Annotated in this window: 15 protein-coding genes; 5 read left to right on the top strand and 10 right to left on the bottom strand. The window is 33.2% G+C overall.

What is annotated here, in order from left to right:
• Nucleotides 1–243 precede the first annotated feature (243 nt).
• On the top strand, nucleotides 244–1,011 hold the full coding sequence (locus FD26_RS03735; protein ID WP_057867099.1) for a TerC family protein: 768 nt from the start codon (nucleotides 244–246) through the stop codon (nucleotides 1,009–1,011).
• 1,098 nt (nucleotides 1,012–2,109) lie between these two features.
• On the opposite strand, the gene FD26_RS03730 is transcribed toward FD26_RS03735, so the two are convergent.
• From FD26_RS03730 to FD26_RS03720, 3 genes are all read right to left on the bottom strand, one after another.
• Complete coding sequence (locus FD26_RS03730; RefSeq protein ID WP_057867098.1) at nucleotides 2,110–3,510, bottom strand: APC family permease; 1,401 nt, start codon at nucleotides 3,508–3,510, stop codon at nucleotides 2,110–2,112.
• A 124-nt stretch (nucleotides 3,511–3,634) separates the two neighbouring features.
• Nucleotides 3,635–4,480, bottom strand: coding sequence for a helix-turn-helix transcriptional regulator (locus tag FD26_RS03725; protein ID WP_235526713.1), 846 nt, complete (start codon nucleotides 4,478–4,480; stop codon nucleotides 3,635–3,637).
• Nucleotides 4,481–4,507: 27 nt separating this feature from the next.
• Entirely contained in the window at nucleotides 4,508–4,867 is a 360-nt protein-coding gene (locus FD26_RS03720; RefSeq protein WP_057867097.1) for a DUF488 domain-containing protein, read from the bottom strand.
• Between the two features lie 171 nt (nucleotides 4,868–5,038).
• Here FD26_RS03720 and FD26_RS03715 point away from each other — a divergent pair, with 171 nt between their 5' ends.
• The gene (locus FD26_RS03715; RefSeq protein WP_057867096.1) at nucleotides 5,039–5,476 is read left to right on the top strand and encodes an Hsp20/alpha crystallin family protein; all 438 of its coding nucleotides are present in this window, start codon (nucleotides 5,039–5,041) and stop codon (nucleotides 5,474–5,476) included.
• A 142-nt stretch (nucleotides 5,477–5,618) separates the two neighbouring features.
• On the opposite strand, the gene FD26_RS03710 is transcribed toward FD26_RS03715, so the two are convergent.
• From FD26_RS03710 to FD26_RS03695, 4 genes are all read right to left on the bottom strand, one after another.
• Nucleotides 5,619–6,443: a hypothetical protein gene (locus FD26_RS03710; RefSeq protein WP_057867095.1), complete on the bottom strand. Its 825-nt coding sequence runs from the start codon at nucleotides 6,441–6,443 to the stop codon at nucleotides 5,619–5,621.
• A 1,080-nt stretch (nucleotides 6,444–7,523) separates the two neighbouring features.
• On the bottom strand, nucleotides 7,524–8,477 hold the full coding sequence (locus tag FD26_RS03705; protein WP_057867094.1) for a LacI family DNA-binding transcriptional regulator: 954 nt from the start codon (nucleotides 8,475–8,477) through the stop codon (nucleotides 7,524–7,526).
• A gap of 235 nt (nucleotides 8,478–8,712) precedes the next feature.
• Nucleotides 8,713–9,417 (bottom strand): bifunctional demethylmenaquinone methyltransferase/2-methoxy-6-polyprenyl-1,4-benzoquinol methylase UbiE, encoded by a 705-nt coding sequence (gene ubiE, locus FD26_RS03700; RefSeq protein ID WP_057867093.1) that lies wholly within the window; start codon nucleotides 9,415–9,417, stop codon nucleotides 8,713–8,715.
• Between the two features lie 9 nt (nucleotides 9,418–9,426).
• Nucleotides 9,427–10,035: a histidine phosphatase family protein gene (locus FD26_RS03695; protein WP_057867092.1), complete on the bottom strand. Its 609-nt coding sequence runs from the start codon at nucleotides 10,033–10,035 to the stop codon at nucleotides 9,427–9,429.
• A 213-nt stretch (nucleotides 10,036–10,248) separates the two neighbouring features.
• Between FD26_RS03695 and FD26_RS03690 the strand changes: the two genes are divergently transcribed.
• Both FD26_RS03690 and FD26_RS03685 read left to right on the top strand, forming a co-directional pair.
• The gene (locus FD26_RS03690; protein ID WP_235525283.1) at nucleotides 10,249–11,586 is read left to right on the top strand and encodes a uracil-xanthine permease family protein; all 1,338 of its coding nucleotides are present in this window, start codon (nucleotides 10,249–10,251) and stop codon (nucleotides 11,584–11,586) included.
• Nucleotides 11,587–11,854: 268 nt separating this feature from the next.
• Nucleotides 11,855–12,049 (top strand): helix-turn-helix transcriptional regulator, encoded by a 195-nt coding sequence (locus FD26_RS03685; protein ID WP_057867090.1) that lies wholly within the window; start codon nucleotides 11,855–11,857, stop codon nucleotides 12,047–12,049.
• Nucleotides 12,050–12,452: 403 nt separating this feature from the next.
• Here the strand turns inward: FD26_RS03685 and FD26_RS11025 are convergent, their stop codons facing one another.
• The 3 genes from FD26_RS11025 to FD26_RS03675 form a co-directional block, all read right to left on the bottom strand.
• Complete coding sequence (locus FD26_RS11025) at nucleotides 12,453–12,602, bottom strand: hypothetical protein (protein WP_156401765.1); 150 nt, start codon at nucleotides 12,600–12,602, stop codon at nucleotides 12,453–12,455.
• Between the two features lie 16 nt (nucleotides 12,603–12,618).
• Nucleotides 12,619–12,762, bottom strand: a complete 144-nt coding sequence (locus FD26_RS11020; protein WP_156401763.1) for a hypothetical protein — start codon at nucleotides 12,760–12,762, stop codon at nucleotides 12,619–12,621.
• Nucleotides 12,763–12,977: 215 nt separating this feature from the next.
• Nucleotides 12,978–14,840: a fructose-bisphosphatase class III gene (locus tag FD26_RS03675; protein WP_057867088.1), complete on the bottom strand. Its 1,863-nt coding sequence runs from the start codon at nucleotides 14,838–14,840 to the stop codon at nucleotides 12,978–12,980.
• A 140-nt stretch (nucleotides 14,841–14,980) separates the two neighbouring features.
• On the opposite strand from FD26_RS03675, the gene FD26_RS03670 reads away from it, so the two are divergent.
• Complete coding sequence (locus FD26_RS03670) at nucleotides 14,981–15,865, top strand: aldo/keto reductase (RefSeq protein ID WP_057867087.1); 885 nt, start codon at nucleotides 14,981–14,983, stop codon at nucleotides 15,863–15,865.
• Nucleotides 15,866–15,928 lie beyond the last annotated feature (63 nt).

The following is a 15,928-nucleotide window of genomic DNA, read 5'->3' as shown; positions in this document are numbered from 1 at the left end:
TTGGAAATTTAGGTAGGCTTGCACATACCTTTAATCCCTGATGAATACCGCTTTTTCTTTTACATAAAAGTTCATACGTGTAACTGAGATATCTACAAATTTAATTAATAATACTAAAATTAAAACCTAGTAGCGAGTAGCATCTGTTTCTGTGCATTCTCAGTGAGGAAATTCAATTGTAAATACCACTTACTATTGTTATTATTTATCCAACAAGTTAAATAGAAAGCAAGGGAATATTGATTGAATGCACTAGTAAATATGTATGGTCCATTCTTTGACCTTCATAACTGGGCAACCGTTATAGAATCAGGGGAAGATTGGTTAATTATTCTATCTTTGGTAGTTATGGAATGTATGCTGTCAGTGGACAATGCCGTTGTTTTAGCCGCACAGACACAGTCTTTACCTAACAAAGCTGAACAGGAAAAGTCTTTATTTTATGGACTTTTTGGCGCTTATATTTTTAGATTCATCGTTATTGGATTAGGAGTTTATCTCATTGACTTCTGGTGGATCAAAGTATTAGGTGCGGGTTATCTATTTTATCTATTCATAGATCACTTCTTTTTAAGAGGTAAGAAAAAAGTCGAGGTTCCAACTGAACGAAAGAAGGAAAATACTCTCGAAAAACGTCTGCATATTTCTAGGTTTTGGCAAGTTGTTATTTCAATTGAATTGATGGACATTGTCTTCTCAATTGATTCAGTCCTTGCTTCCCTAGCAGTTTCCAGCAATCCGGTTATCGTTTTAATCGGTGGAATGATTGGTATTCTAGCTATGCGAGGGATTGCTGAATTAATCATGGGCTTAATGAGTAAGATTCCTGAATTGAATGGTATGGCCTACTTCTTGATTCTATTCATCTCCATAAAGCTGTTCCTATCAATTCCCGCTATCGACATTGAAATTCCTAATTTGGTTTTCGTTGGTGTTCTAATTGGAGCAATTATCGTAACCTTGATAATTCACCAAATCAATAACAATAAGGCTCCTAAAAGTAAAAAATAAGTTTAATTATTGTTTTTAGGAGGGGTAACATAACCTTTAAACAATTTTTTTATTTCGTTGCTAATAACTATAATATAAAATAAAGTACTTCATAATTGTTAGATCAGTTATGAAGTACTTTTTTTATGATTAAATACAGTCCAAAATTGAAACTGAATATCTTCAAGAAGAAATTTCCTATTTGTAAGGATATTAGAGAATTTAAAGCGATCTCAAATATTTATGTAAATTGGTTTAGCAATCTAGCAAATCTTAAGAAAGACAAAGACATGACTTATATGAATATATAGACCACGCCTTAACAACTAATCCTTTATGTATTAATCCGGCAGAAACTCCTATAGAACCAGGTAATAATCCGCCCAATGTTGTTATCTTGTTTCCACTATTAGCAGCCTTCTTTACTTGTGCTCTAGATAAATCCTGATGAATAGTGTAATAACGAGATCTTGGTATCATTTGTAACTTCCGAGGCAAAAACAGTATTTAAAGGAATTGCATAACCCATAAGTGCAGTTATTGAAATAAATGTGACTTACTTTAGTGATTTAATCATAATTCCCCCCTATATTGATTTATTTTTTGTAATAGGATTATATTGTACTGTTTTAAAAAAAAGATATACAATGATATTTGTAAAATAAATTAAAATAATTATATAAAAGGCAGGGTGATTATGTTAAACCTTAGGCATATTGTATTTATGTATTTGAAAAAGCATCCTTTTCAATTTATATTGCAGTCAATAATTCTGCTTTACATAGGAAATTTGAGTTTTGCTTTAGAAACTCAAAACAAATTTTCAATTAAGGGATCATTTTTTGGCCTATTTCTAATTATTTTATCTTTGTTAATTACCTCTTATTACTTTTACAGAACTGATCATTGACAATGATAAAAATATAAATTTCAACTAATCCATAAAACGGTGAATATGAATAAAGACAGCCAAGATTGTTTAATTTACAATTTTGGCTGTCTTTTATATGGTTTTATTCTTATTATATTTCAAAAGGTCATTAGCCTTTTCGTAAAACAAGTTTCAAGTAGTGTATGACGTTTCAGTCAACTTTCAATTTGTTGCGGAGGACGAAAGCCTTATTTATTTTGTAGTTTCGAATGTTTCAATCCATAAGCAAAATAAACAATAATACCAATAACTATCCAAACGCCAACGCTAATTTTGGAAATTGTTGGCAACATAAGTAAGAAGTATAAGCTAGCTACTCCTGCTAATATCGGCAAGAATGGATACCATGGCATTTTGAATCCATCATTAGGAATATCTTTTCTCCTACGAAGTGGAATAATTCCAAATGAAATGAAGACGAAAGCTAGTAAGGTCCCGGCATTAATTAATGATGTCAGTTCTGTTAATGGTACCAAACCTGCAAAAATTGCCTGAACTACCATCGCCAATAAAACAGCGTTCTTTGGTACAGAGAATTTCTCATCAACCTCACCCATTTGCTTAGGCAAGAGTCCATCACGTCCTAAAGCATAAACTAAACGTGAACCTCCAAAGAACATGGTTAATAACGATGTAAAAATACCAACCAACGCACCGATGGTAATTAATTTATTCCAAGTGTCCAAGTGAACGACTTTCAAAGCATAAGCTGCGGGATCATCAACGTTCAAATCTTTATAGTTAACGATTCCTGTCAAAACAAATGAAAAACCAACATAAAGGATCACTGCAACTACTACTGTTCCCAAAACTCCTCGAACTACGTCTCGTTTAGGATTGATTGTCTCAGCTGAGTTAGCGGCCAGAGCATCAAATCCAACGAAAGCAAAGAAGACAGTTGCGGTTGCGGTAGAAATACCTCCCATGCCAAATGGTTCCGTGTGGAATTGTTTAGGATAGAATGGTACATAATTGCTAGTCTTAATATAAAAGGCCCCTACTATAATGAATAAAATGATAATTGCTACTTTAATTAACACTGCAACGTTCTCAACTTTTTTAGAAAGACTGGCACCTTGTAAAATAATAGCTGCAATTAACAGTACGATCAAAGTTGCTGACAAGTTAATAACGCCACCTTCTAGTGGACCCGCGGCTAAAAATTTAGGCATATGTACGCCAAAGGCTCCTAAAATATTGTTATTAAAGTAAGAAGCAAATCCAACCGCCTCGGCTGAAACAGTCAAAAAATATTCCAAAATCAGTGCCCAACCGAGCACCCAACCAATAATTTCACCATAAATTACTGCTCCAAATGAATAGGCCGAACCAGCTACCGGCATAGCTGAAGAAAATTCAGCATAGGCCATACCAACAAAGCCAGAAACAATCGCTGCAATCAAAAAGGCAATTGTTACGGCTGGGCCGGCATGTAACGCCGCTTCGTGTCCTGGAAGAATAAAAATACCCGTCCCGATAACAGCTCCGATTCCTAATGATAAGAGATCCTTGGCTCCAAGGGTCTTGGTTAATCTAGAATCAGCTTTTAGATAGGTATCAACCGATTCCCTTTTAAAGACATTTTTCATAAATATCTCTCCTTAAAAATGCTCAAAAAACGAATTAAACTAAGTTTAAAGTTTACTACAATTTTTTTTATAAAAAAAGAGCCAAAACGGCAACATCTACGTCTTGGCTCACTGTTTTTTAAATTTAATTTCCATCTTCTGTCCGATATTTTGTCGGAGCGTATCCCGTATACTTTTTAAATGTCTGACTAAAGTAGCTTAGCCTCGTAAAACCAAGCAAATCAGAAATTTCATTTACATTTTTTTCAGTTTCTTTTAACAAAATCATAGCCTTTTGAATCTTACGGGCATTCAAATATACCGAAAAACTTAGTCCAGTTTCACGTTTAAAAAGTTTACTAAAATAATAATCTGAAAGATAGACCTTACTAGACACTTTGTCTAGAGTTAATCTTTTATCTAAATTATCATCAATATATTCAATTGCAGAAATAATGGAGCTATTAGAAGTCGACATTGTCTTGATCTTTTGCAATGCCTTACCTTCATTCTCACTTAAATCATCTATTGTTTCATCATTAGCCGCCGGATATTTAATTATAAAGTCGTCTAATCCACGGTTTTCAATTATTAACTTTGAAATACTTTCAATTGCATGTCTTAAGTAGACTACTTGTTTTTGCAACATTTGCATAATTAATAAATTCTTAGGTCCAGGTTTACTGTCCACATCTTTAGCAACGCAAACCTTCCCTACTCGTTGACTGAGCAACGTCACTTTTAAAGGTGCATCTGAATATTCAAGATCATACTTAAACTTGTTAACACTTAGCTTAGATAAATCGGCTGTTTTATCAATCTTTAATAATTCGTCTTTAGCGGACAAATCGCCAAATATACCAGTTCGCAAATGGTCCTCATTTCCCAAAATAAAAATGGCTATATCATTAGTTTCAGCATACGATTGTAAAAGATAAATAAGCAATTTTTCATTGCTTGATAATAAAGACTGTAAATCAAATTCTTCCATAATTACTAGCCAACCAATCCACAATATTTAAATTTTTGCATTTAGATATTCCATTAGGACTACCGCATCATTATGTTCCTCATCTTTAGCACTATATAAGATAAGAACATCCTGACTTTTCAAAGCTGTTTTGACTGCCGTTAAGAATTCTGGAGTATAAGCATTATTTTTAATTTCTGATAAATACTTATTCTTAAATTCTGCGTACTTTTCTGGATCATGTCCAAACCACTTTCTCAATTCGGCACTAGGAGCAATTTCCTTTGCCCACAAATCCAAATCAGCTCGTACTTTCGACATTCCTCGAGGCCAAAGTCGATCCACTAATATTCGATATCCTTCTGGAAGCTCTTTGTCATAAATACGTCTTAAAATCAGTTTAGTCATTTAGCTAACCCTCTTTTTTATCAATTTTATTGTATCACATCAATTAAGTTAAATTTTATAGCTTTTTAGACAAAATTAGCACTCAACAATTAAGAATGCTAATTTCTTGAAAATTTATCCTGGCCGGTCTTATAATGTATTTGTAATCAAGGGAAAGGAAGTATAGATAGTATGACAAATGAAATTATGGATCGTAATAATTTGATGAGAAATTGGTTTAATAGTGATAATTGGGCAAATAATTTCCCATCCATATTTGACAACAATTTCCCAGATGATTCCACATTAAGAACCGATATTAAGGAAACTGATAAAAATTATGAAGTACATGTTGATATGCCCGCTTTTGATAAGAAAGATATCGACATCAACTATGAAAATGATATTTTAACAGTTAGTGGTCATCGTGATAGTTTCAACGATCATAATGACAAGAATGGCGATATGATTATGAGTGAACGTTCTAGCGGTCGCTTCATGAGACAATATCACTTGCCAGCAGTTAATACTGATAATATTAAAGCTACATACGACAATGGTGTTTTGAAAGTTGTTCTTCCTAAATTAGAAGATAAAGTTGACTCTGGACATCATATCGATATTGATTAATTTAAATCTGCAAAGAAGAGCCGATGACTATGGTATAAAAAGTCATCGGCTCTTTTAGTTTAAATTTATTTGTATTTTCTTCGCTAATTTACTTATTGAATAAATTTTCCAGCGACTTAACTTATATTTATCTTTCGTCTTCCTACTTTTTTGACATTATCGTATTAATTCTATTTGTTATTTTGTTTATTTCGTCATTCTGAATATGCGCAAAACCTGGATTATTTGGTTGGTATTTATCCCCTTTTTTTATCCAAAACAATACATAAGGATCTCTTATGGGATAGAAGTTTTTAGACGTTAATTTATACATAGTCTTATAGTTTTCCCGTTGACCTTTACTAATAGTTGAAAAATTTACAACTTGTGTCACTATTTTGTCTCCGATTTTAGGCATAGGAAATGCCTGAGTGGCAGCAAATACTTGAGTATTTGGGTCACTATAGCCATGATCGTTACCGTGGTAATTTCCTTCAAAATCAGAATATACATATTTTACTTTTGTTAATCCGCCTCCAAACTCAGTTTTTATTCTGCGTCCTTCTAGGGATTTTCCCCCACTAAGTACCTTGTTCACAAGTATAGTTACTTCAGTGGTGGGACCTATAACTTTACCCTTCATTTCTTCAAAGTTAATGACCGTTGCATTAATCACAGTATTTTTATTAAAAAAAGTGGATTCATTCAGATTACTATCTTTCAATCCCTTAATTAACTGTAAACTAAAATTAAGATGATCATCTTCTATTGATTCACTGCTTGAATCAAATTTAGGATAATTTATTATTGGCACGTTTTTTACTTTATTATTCCATTTCTTTTTATTAGCCTTAATTTCAGCCTTTAGGGATAACTCCTCTTTTGTATTTGATAACTTCTGAGATTGTGTTGAGCACGCGCTAATAGCTACTGTACAAAAAATCAATATCAAAAAAGCCATTATCCTTTTAATTATTGTGGATTTCATGATAAGCCCCCTTTTATGCTCAACATATCACAAATACAATCTTTTTCATAACTTTACTTTATTTAAGATAATATGTTAATGCTCCGCAGAATATTTACTTAGGATTTTTTCATATTTTTCATTCAGTTCAATTTTATCTTTATGCTTTTCATAATATGAATGATGATATGCGAACCCAAACCAACGAGTTTTTCGTAAACAAACAACGGATTAAAGTTGGACCCCTATAATCCCCAAAATTATTGCTATCCGATATGGATATACGAACACTAACATAATAAACAAACCGAGCATTCCTAACAAAAACATTCTACTTAAAAGAAATACTAACCAATATCCTACTTCACTAAAAAATTCATGAACCATCATATTCTCCCTTAATTTGACTCCCCCAGAAAAGGCATGCGATTCTTAAAGAACTTAATGGAATTTGCGCATAATACCTTTAAAATAAGAAATCATATAACAGTTAAACTAGCCTGGAACAAAAATTAAAATTGGCACAGTCGTGCCCACGGCGTTCCAGCCATATTTCAAATTTTGTGGAAGGTGCCATCTTAAAACAGTTGCTAAAGAACCTCAATAACTAATCTATTTCAAAATTCACAAAATCTTCACATTTTATAAATATATAATTCATAAAAATTAAGTATTATATAAATTGTAGATGAAAGATCTAATCAATCCTTTTTCTCACCCCCTATAACATATATATTTAATCCCCTAAATAAAAAACACCTTTCCCCGAGGTGTTTTTTTCTGTATTTTTAGACACCTGCCGGTAGTAGTCAGACTTAAAATAAGCTATACTAATACTTGCAGAGTAGAATTTCTCTACTCTCATGGGATGTGGCAATTTTATTGTCGTAAAAGGACAAAGAATTTATAAAATAATAAAAAGACTTATCAAAATTGGGCTATCCAAATTCTAATTAATATCTAAGAATCAACTGCACTAACTGTATGATAAGCCTGCACTTATATAAACCGTGGAAAAGAGGTATTCTCTCTTTTCTCTCCCCCCTATAACAATATTTAATCCCCTTAAAAAGACATCCTTCCCCAAGGATGTCTTTTTTTTTAATCTTTTATTAGTACTCCTCGTAAAATAAATTCTGAAGGAATTTCTTTTTTTACGATATCTTTTTCAAAAATAGACCAAAATGCATACTCGCCAATTTCCGTTAATTTATGATCAATTGTCGAGAAATTCATTAATTTGCTGTAATCTAAATTTTCCTGTCCAATTACTGGAACATCACGATTTAAAACCATTAGCTCGCGAATTACACCTGCAGCAACTTGATCGCTATTAGCAAAGATCACTTGTATATCAGGATCACTGCTTAATAACTTTTTAGCCGCTATAACGCCTCCGTTAAAATCTTGGGCTCCCATATATGAATCTTTTTCAGGTACTTTGCAACCAAAAACGCCTTTGAAAGCCTCTTTAGTTTTCTTAGTCGATTGGCTGTATTTTTCGCTACGGCTTGATATAACGCCGATATTCTGAAATTTTAATCGACGTAACAAATCAAAAACCTTTTTATATGATTCTTCGCGATCTGTATATGCACATGAGATTGGATAGTCAAAGGTATCTTCACAACAGGTTATTGTTCCATACAGACTACACTCCATGATTTTCTCAAATGAGATTGCTCGAGAAGTAAAAATCAAACCATCGAAAGCCCGATGCTTAAGCATTTCCAAATATTTAATTTCACTTTCTTCATTATAATCAGATGGTAACAAGGTCACCTGATAATTTTCCTTAAAAGCAGCTTTAGTAATTGCTGAAACCAACTTCTGAAAATAGGGAATATTGATATAAGGTAGAACGACACCGATAGTATAGGTTTTTCCTGTACTTAAAGCTCTCGCCACATCGTTAGGATGATAATCTAACTCTTCCATTGCATCCAAAATATCCTGTTTGGTTTGCTTGGCAACATAACTTTGATTATTGATAACTCGAGAAACAGTCGAAACTGAATGTCCAGAAAGTCTAGCAACATCTCTAATATTAGACATAAATATCACTCCTAATTTTAATTGTTAGCTTGCTACGTTTAAAAATATTTACTTTTTTATGAAAAGAATCAAAATTCACAATTTCTTCACATTTTCAAAATAATTGGTTCACACTTATTAAGTATAGTATTAGTTGTAGATGAGAGATAAGAAATCTCATCTCATCCCCCCTATAACATATATATTTAATCCCCTAAAAACTAAAAGAACACCTTCCCCGGGTGTTCTTTTTTTGTTATTTAAAAGCTGAATGGATAGCTGCAGCTTTGAACATTAAATCATCTACCTCGATATTTTTAAAACCGGCTGCGTTCATCATCTCGGCCAATTGTTTGATACTGACAAATTTATTAACTGAATCATCTAAATATTTATATTCTGACGGACTCTTAGCAAAAACTTTTCCCATCAAGGGCATCAAACGATTAAAATACACTTTCCAGCCTAATTTAATTACCGGTGTCTCAACTTTAAATGCCTCTAAGCAAATTAACTGCCCACCTGGCTTTAAAATCCGATAGATTTCTTGCAAAACTTTGTTGGCATCGGGAACATTTCGTAAACCAAAACCGATTGTAACTACATCGAAAGAATTGTCAGGATATCTAAGATTCATCGCATCGCCATTTTCTAAGGTAATATTGGTCAATTGCGAAGCTCCGACTTTTTGTTGAGCAATCTTTAACATCTCAGAACTAAAGTCTGCTCCAATAATGTCAGCATGTTGATATCGACGGGCTAACATGATAGTCCAATCCGCCGTACCACAACAGAGATCTAAAATTTTACTAGGATTAACAACTATTTTAGCCGTTGCCTTTTGACGCCATTTTTGATGAGTTCCTAAACTCATAATTGAATTTAGCTTATCATAATTACCAGCAATCTTATTGAAAGTCTGTTGAACATCTTTTTCTGGTACCTTATTAGTAAGTCCCATAGACTACCTCTAATCGATATTATTTATACGTCCATAATAGTACAAATATTTAATACCACTATCTGAAACACCATACTTAGATACGCCAGCATTATCTGGTTGAATAATATTAGAAATATTTTTGGCATCCGTTACAACTTTTAAGAATGAACGACTGACAAAACCATGGCAGACAACCATGATTTTTTTATTGCCTTTTTTGCCCATATCATCCATAAAATCTTCAACTCGTCTGTAAACATCTGAATATTCTTCGCCATCTTTTGCATATTTAGTATATGTAGGTAACAAAAAATTATTCTCATCGAAAGCATCTGGATACTTGTCTCGTAAATCAGTTTCCTTAAGTCCATCCCAAGAGCCATAGTCAGCTTCATAAAGTCTTTTATCTTGATGGATTTCATGTACGCCTTGGTTTAAAATCTCAGCCGTTTGCATAGCTCGTTTCATGGGACTGGAATAAACTTCATCAAATTTATTGATATCAATCTGTTTCTCTAATGTTTCAACTTGTTTGATTCCATTGGCATTTAACGGTTTATCAGTAGACATACCATTGATACGTCCCTCATAGTTGGTATCCGTTTCACCGTGTCTTACAATATATAATTCGACCATAAAACTCTCCTCTTTGTTAGCGCTTTTATTACGTCTTTTAGTATTTCATTATTGACTTTGCATTGCAACTCAATTATAGTGAAAGCAATCAAATATGGTCCTTTAAATTTTGGTCCCGTGAGGCTAATAAGGAAACACGTTCAGTCTTTTATTTCGCATACACGGGATAAAGGACTATTTTTTTGCAAAAAAAATTTAGGGGAGATGTTTGCTTTGGATCCAAATAGTAAAGAATATCGAAATCCAGATGCAGTTTTAGATGTCTACGAAAAACCACCGCTAGGTACTTGGGCTTTCCTATCATTACAGCACTTATTCTCAATGTTCGGTGCCACCGTTTTAGTACCGTTACTAGTTGGTCTAGATCCTAGTATCGCACTATTCAGTTCTGGCGTTGGGACCATTATTCACATTTTAATTACTCATCGAAAGATTCCGGCTTATATGAGTTCCAGTTTTTCTTTCATTGTACCGATGGTGGCTCTGATGAAAACAGTCGGTTATGCTGGAGTTGCTCAAGGTACTATTGCTGTAGGTCTGGTTTACTTAATCGTATCTTTAATCGTTGGTTTCGTTGGTTCCGATTGGATTGATAAGGCCTTACCACCTATTGTCGTGGGACCAATCGTCATCGTTATCGGTATGTCAGTAGCAGGAAGTGCTGCTAACAATGCCATGATGAATGGTTCTCACTATGATTTAAAATACTTTGGTGTTGCTATGTTCACGCTATTTTTAACCGTTATTTTAAATATGTATTTACGTGGTTTTTGGAGCAACATTGCTATCTTGCTCGGTATTATTGGTGGCTATGTTCTCTCAGTTGCTTTGGGGATTGTCGACTTTTCCAAAGTTATCTCTACCCCTTGGCTCAAATTACCAGCCTTTGATTTGATGTTCGTCAACTATATGCCTAAACAAATTTATTGGGGCGCTATACTTAGTTTCGCTCCGATTGCCTTTGTAACAATGGCTGAACATCTAGGCCATATCATGGTTTTAGATGAATTGACTCACCGTGACTTCTTCAAAGATCCTGGTCTTCATAAGACCTTAGCCGGTGATGGTACTGCTTCAATCGTAGCTGCTTTTCTTGGTGGCCCTCCTGTTACATCTTATGGCGAAAATATCGGCGTTATGGCAGTTAATAAAATCTTCAGTGTCTACGTCGTTATTGGAGCTGCTGTCTTCGCTGCTTTGTTCGGTTTTGTCGGTAAACTAAGTGCTTTGATTCAGACAGTACCTGGTCCAGTTATTGGTGGTATCAGTTTTGTACTATTTGGAGTTATCTCTTCAAGTGGCTTAAGAATTCTTGTTGATAATAAAGTTGATTTTAACGAGAAACGTAATTTAATGATTGCCTCAGTTATTCTAGTTATCGGTATTGGTAATGCTTACCTTCAAGTTGGAACTTTCCAATTTACTGGTGTTGGTGTTGCCACAGTTATCGGTATTATCTTGAATTTAATCCTTCCCAAGCATGCACTCTCCGAAAATTGGGACGAAAATAAAGATGATTGGAAAAAAGATCAAGAAGTTAAAAAACATTGAATATAATTATCTTAATTTAAAAAAAAGCAGGTTATACGGCTAAATGATATTTTAACTGTATAACCTGTTTTGATATCTATTTTATTTATTCGAAGTTACTTGATTATATTTAATAATTGCAATTTCTTTCATTGTGAGAGATTGCCAAAATATTGTTCTCCAGATAAAACGATAATATGGATTAATACGACTTTAATAAGTTTATTAAGTCTCCGAATTAAGTTAATTATATATTTACTAGTAATCAAAGTTAATCTAGGTGAGAACAATGAATTTATCACAAAAAATAAAAATATGTCGAATTAAAAACCAACTTACGCAAGAAGAATTTGGAAATAAACTAGCTGTTTCCAGAAAAACAGTCTCCGGTTGGGAAAATGAAAGATGCTTTCCCGATGTAACGACCTTAATAAAAATTAGTGATACATTTCATGTATCTTTGGACATTTTGTTAAAAAATTGAAAAATATATATAAAATATGGGAAAGAAAGATTAGTATCAATTATCGGATGCAAATGACAAGTCTAACACAAACATCGAAGAAAAATATGCTGCTTTATTTAAAAATTCCAACTTTTGGATAGATTTTAGATCATGAATCTTTTAGTCATTCTTTTGTACAAGAGATTTTAACAATAAATAAACCCCTAAAAAAAAGAACAATATATCAATAACTATATAATAATGTTCTTCTTGAATAATTTTCGTATAGAATCCATTATTCAAAAACAATGTCGGTATCTTTAAATTCCAAAGAAAAAGTACTACACCTATCCAAAACTGATTTGTCTTATAAAAAAGCGTATTAAATTTCAATTATCTTCCTCGGTAAATTTATAATATCAATAGACCTTATAGATTTATACTACAAAAAGAATTCCGCACCCTCTATTAACCATTTAGCCATGTTTCCAAATCCTCTACCGTCTTGATAGGCATTATTATATTTTCTACCACCGACAATCTTTTCCATTTCGTTTCTCTTAATAATGTTAAACTTAACTGTTTTATACATAAGAATTCTCCTTAAATTAAAATAGTGTTCTAAAACTATCAATAAATCCCTGAGCAAACGCATGTCTTTCAGCTCTTGGCATTGCATAAATATATCCTCTTGCTTGCCATCCACCATTCACATGTTTCAAATATTCGTCTGATAATTTTTTTCTGTTCATATATATATCCTCCAATATTTAATTACAAATTAACTATACTTTTTATATTATTTTTACAATACATATAGTGTCTTTCATTTCAATACACTATATTATATATGTGTTTATTACATTAAATATATATATAATTTTTATAGTGAAAATGATTTTTAACATAATAAAAATCACTTGAAAATCAATCCAAGTGATTTGGGTATACCATCATATTATTGAATTTACAATTGAGCAGATAGCTTTTCTATCTGCTCTTTTATTTTGCGCCCGTAGTCTGTATCTGCAATTGTCTTTCTTTCTGAAGAATGTTCAATAATTTGCTTGTCCAATACCACATCAGACATCTCAGCAATTGACTGCTTGCGTGATGTGAAGGGACGTAAGGTTTCCAAGCGCATTCCATAAGAATCAAATAACAACGTATATCCACCTATTTTTGAATCGCTTTTAGGTTCAGACATCCCATTGACTAACACAACCTTTTTATCAGCCATAATTGGTTCCACCTTTGAAGATGGCGTATGTCCCACAATGATATGTCCGCGACCGTTTAGTCCAAATTCTTTCAACATCTTATCGGCAAACTGTTCTTTTCGACACAACTTAAAAAATGGATTTAGATGTTCTTCCTGTAATTTCGAATCATTAATAAAGTAACGCTCAAATGTAGCCATCTTATCTTTGCCAAATAGCGGTGAAATTTTTCCTGCCCAGAGATACCAGATCAAGTCAGAGTTAAAGCAATCTCCTGTAGTAGGATGTCTCATCCCGTCTTTTAAAATAAATTCAAAATAATCGAATAAATCCTTACCAGCATATTCTTGTCCGTCAATTTTCAACTTCAATAAGTTTCCAGCTTCATCCACTGGCACACAACCATGAAAAAGTAAGTTTCCGTTATGTTTGAGATACATGGAACCATTATCCAACATAAACCACATATGTTCATTCAATTTAGTTGAATGAGTAAATTGATTAATTAAATCAATAATAACTACTTGCTCACTGTGCGTAATTTGATATGGTTTGGCAGGATTAACTGATTGAAAGCAGCCATGTTCAATTTTGTAAACTTTATCATTAATAGTGATGGAATTTTTATCCAAACTTAACTTGTCCAATAATAGTTGATCATCCATCTTAAATTCAGGTCGACGTTTAATAGCTTGACCTTCCAGTTTGAACTGCATGATAGCCGCTGCCTGCTGAACACAATTATCAATATTTTTTTGTTCATCGGTTAGATCGTTTCTTCCAATTTTTGCCTCAAAATTAGGCAAAGGAACATAACGATTCGTGGCAAATTTGATCATAGATGTTAAATCGATATCATAAGCATCTTTGAGTAGCTTTAAATTATGATATCGAGCACTGATACGAATAAGATTTAACATACAAAGCTTAGATCCAGCTAAACTTCCCATCCACAAAACATCATGGTTGCCCCATTCAAAATCAAAATTCTGCCAGCTTTCGTTTAAATGCTTAATAATTAAATCGGGTCTGGATCCTCGATCATATAAATCGCCTAATATGTGAATCCGTTCAATTGCTAACTTTTGAATTGCATGACAAAGAACAATAATAAAATCATCACTCATTTTTAAATTAACAAGACTTTTGACCATTTCTCGATAATATGCCTTTTTATCCTCGGCTTGTAAGTCTCCAAACAATAATTCCTTTGCAATCCCTTGATATTTGCAATCTAAAGCACGTTCAACAATCTCACGTGGATACTTATTCGAAACATATTTAAGTACCTCTACCATGCTGTTAATCGTATCCATATACCATTGCTGCATGTCATCTTTGTTTTCTATATTTTCATTTTCTTGCAAAACTTCTTCTGGATAATAAATCAAACAGACCAAACGCTTTTGATTTAACGTTGTCAAACGACCATTGAATAGTTCACTCACTTTGCGGCTAATGTTTCCGGCTCCGCTTCGAATAATATTCAAATATTTATCATTATTACCATGAATATCACTAATAAAAGCTTCAGTCCCTTTTGGCAAATTAAGTGTTGCCGACAAATTAACTATTTCTGTTTTAATATCATCATTCTCAATATTTTCCATTATTTGTGATATACCTTCCCCAAAAAGCTACAAGAACAGCGCTATGACAGCGTATACAATTGAACTATACCAAATGATAAGTTTATTTCCAAGTATCATATTTATATTTGAGTTAAAATTATAGTCATAGGAGGGTTAATATGACTTTAAAATTAGATTCTACTGTAACTTTGAATAATGGTGTAAAAATGCCCCAATTAGGTATGGGCGTTTGGAAGGTTAACAATTCTGGTGCTTCCCAAACTGTTCAATGGGCTTTAAAACATGGTTACAAAGCTATTGATACTGCTAAACAATATGGTAATGAAACTGGTGTTGGTGAAGGATTGCAAAAAGGATTTGCTGACAATGGTCTCAAACGTGAGGATATTTTCCTCACAACTAAGATCTTTAATGGCGACCAAGGTTATCAATCAGTTCTTGATAATTTCGAGGGACAATTAAAGAGATTGCAAACAGACTACGTAGATCTCCTATTGATTCACTGGCCAGTCGATGGAACATACCTTGATACTTGGCGTGCTCTTGAAACAATTTATAAAGCAGGCAAAGCTCGTGCCATCGGTGTTTCAAACTTCAATATTGAGCGATTAAAAAATATCCTAAAAAACGGCTCAATCAAACCAGCTGTTAATCAAATGGAATATCATCCTCTTTGCCAAGAAGTTGATATCAAGAATTTCTGTGATGAAAATAACATTTATCTTGAAGCATGGTCACCACTTGGCGGTGGTAGTGTTCTTGGTGATTCTAGATTGAAGAAAATTGCTGACAAATATCATAAGTCAGTTGCCCAAGTTATTTTACGTTGGGACCTTCAAAATGGAATTATTACTATTCCTAAGTCAGTTCACGAAGAAAGAATCGTCCAAAACTCTGATGTTTACGATTTTGAAATCAGCGATGCTGACATGAAAGAAATCAATGGCTTTGATAACGACAAGCGAAGCCTCTGGTATGGCGGCTTCTTCTGGAGTGGCAACCCCGACGGTTATGTTGATGAAGTTGAATCTTGGAACGATTAATTAAACAATAAGTTCTATTTCCACTGAACTAATAAAAAACTGAGAATTTAGGTAGAAAGAATT

This window comes from Companilactobacillus crustorum JCM 15951, assembly GCF_001434585.1.
GTDB classification, from domain to species: Bacteria; Bacillota; Bacilli; order Lactobacillales; family Lactobacillaceae; genus Companilactobacillus; species Companilactobacillus crustorum.
The sequence above is the reverse complement of the archived record's forward strand: the minus strand, read 5'-3'. Positions and strand labels throughout refer to the sequence as shown.

Bases quoted from the DNA above. Each gene is read 5' to 3' on its own strand.
- FD26_RS03730 (WP_057867098.1), bottom strand. From the start codon at position 3,510: ATGAAAAATGTCTTTAAAAGGGAATCGGTTGATACCTATCTAAAAGCT.
- FD26_RS03725 (WP_235526713.1), bottom strand. From the start codon at position 4,480: ATGGAAGAATTTGATTTACAGTCTTTATTATCAAGCAATGAAAAATTG.
- FD26_RS03720 (WP_057867097.1), bottom strand. From the start codon at position 4,867: ATGACTAAACTGATTTTAAGACGTATTTATGACAAAGAGCTTCCAGAA.
- FD26_RS03715 (WP_057867096.1), top strand. From the start codon at position 5,039: ATGACAAATGAAATTATGGATCGTAATAATTTGATGAGAAATTGGTTT.
- FD26_RS03710 (WP_057867095.1), bottom strand. From the start codon at position 6,443: ATGAAATCCACAATAATTAAAAGGATAATGGCTTTTTTGATATTGATT.
- FD26_RS03705 (WP_057867094.1), bottom strand. From the start codon at position 8,477: ATGTCTAATATTAGAGATGTTGCTAGACTTTCTGGACATTCAGTTTCG.
- ubiE (WP_057867093.1), bottom strand. From the start codon at position 9,417: ATGGGACTTACTAATAAGGTACCAGAAAAAGATGTTCAACAGACTTTC.
- FD26_RS03695 (WP_057867092.1), bottom strand. From the start codon at position 10,035: ATGGTCGAATTATATATTGTAAGACACGGTGAAACGGATACCAACTAT.
- FD26_RS03685 (WP_057867090.1), top strand. From the start codon at position 11,855: ATGAATTTATCACAAAAAATAAAAATATGTCGAATTAAAAACCAACTT.
- FD26_RS11025 (WP_156401765.1), bottom strand. From the start codon at position 12,602: ATGTATAAAACAGTTAAGTTTAACATTATTAAGAGAAACGAAATGGAA.
- FD26_RS11020 (WP_156401763.1), bottom strand. From the start codon at position 12,762: ATGAACAGAAAAAAATTATCAGACGAATATTTGAAACATGTGAATGGT.
- FD26_RS03675 (WP_057867088.1), bottom strand. From the start codon at position 14,840: ATGGAAAATATTGAGAATGATGATATTAAAACAGAAATAGTTAATTTG.
- FD26_RS03670 (WP_057867087.1), top strand. From the start codon at position 14,981: ATGACTTTAAAATTAGATTCTACTGTAACTTTGAATAATGGTGTAAAA.